This window comes from Aeromonas sp. L_1B5_3 (assembly GCF_963866575.1).
In the GTDB taxonomy this organism is placed as follows: domain Bacteria; phylum Pseudomonadota; class Gammaproteobacteria; order Enterobacterales; family Aeromonadaceae; genus Aeromonas; species Aeromonas jandaei.
This window is the reverse complement of sequence record NZ_CAWMDN010000069.1, coordinates 1-519: the sequence shown is the minus strand read 5'-3', so window position 1 is coordinate 519 and position 519 is coordinate 1. Positions and strand designations below refer to the sequence as shown.

Annotated in this window: 1 protein-coding gene; it reads left to right on the top strand. The window is 61.5% G+C overall.

Annotated features, from left to right (window positions below):
• Positions 1-519 (top strand): IS66 family transposase (locus AACR93_RS04550; protein WP_043852293.1); only part of this gene is annotated, 519 nt, incomplete at both ends.

Genomic DNA, 519 nt, shown 5'->3' with positions numbered 1-519 from the left:
CATGACGGCGTTTGGCCGCGGTCAGGAGGCAGCGAAGCGGTTGCTGGGCAGTGAGCTTGATGGGGTGCTGGTGACCGACCAGTATGCGGGATACCGCTTCATCGACAGCGCCCAGCGCCAACTGTGCTGGGCGCATGTGCTGCGCAACGTGGCGGCGATTGCCGAGAGTAGCGACGCCGTCAACCAGCCTATCGGAGCCCGGCTGGTACTGCTGGCTGACACGGTGTTCAGAACCCGGCATGGCTATGAACAAGGCTGCTTAAGCCGGGAGCAGTACCAGCGAAGGTTGCAGCGATGTCGGCAAAGCTGGCGAAGGCAGCTGGAGCGGGGCAGTGTACTGTGTTCCAAGCGCTACCGTGGGCGCTGCCAGTTACTGCTCAAGGACGATGAGATGCTATGGCGTTTTATGGAAAACGACGAGATAGCGCTGACCAACAATGAAGCGGAGCGGGCGCTGCGTGGCTATGTGCTGTGGCGCAAGGGAAGCTATGGCGTCTGGTCGCATCGAGGCGAGCAGTT